1 protein-coding gene is annotated in these 373 nt (G+C 57.6%); it reads left to right on the top strand.

All coding sequences use genetic code 11. The features are described from left to right. On the top strand, window positions 1–373 hold a 373-nt coding region (locus KP705_RS19265), incomplete at both ends, for a Tn3 family transposase (RefSeq protein WP_215765474.1).

Genomic DNA, 373 nt, shown 5'->3' with positions numbered 1-373 from the left:
GCATGACTGGCATATCAGCGAGGCCGGATACGCCGAAGCCCTTGGCCGTATGGTTGCAGCCCATCGTGGGCTGCCCCTGGCGTCACTCTGGGGAGACGGCACATCGTCCTCAAGTGATGGTCAATTGTTTCATGCAGGTGGCAGAGGCGCTGCGATCAGCGATATCAATGCGCGCAATGGCAGTGAACCGGGCGTCAGTTTCTACACCCACATCTCCGATCAGTATGATCCGTTTTCGACCCGGGTGATTGCGGCGACGGCCGGTGAAGCACCCTATGTTCTGGATGGGCTGCTGTATCATGCCAACGGGCTTTCCATTGAAGAGCATTATACCGACACGGGTGGGGCATCGGATCATGTTTTCGGGCTGATG

The sequence above is a fragment of the Gluconobacter sp. P1D12_c genome (assembly GCF_018812105.1).
GTDB lineage: Bacteria > Pseudomonadota > Alphaproteobacteria > Acetobacterales > Acetobacteraceae > Gluconobacter > Gluconobacter oxydans_A.
The sequence above is the reverse complement of the archived record's forward strand: the minus strand, read 5'-3'. Positions and strand labels throughout refer to the sequence as shown.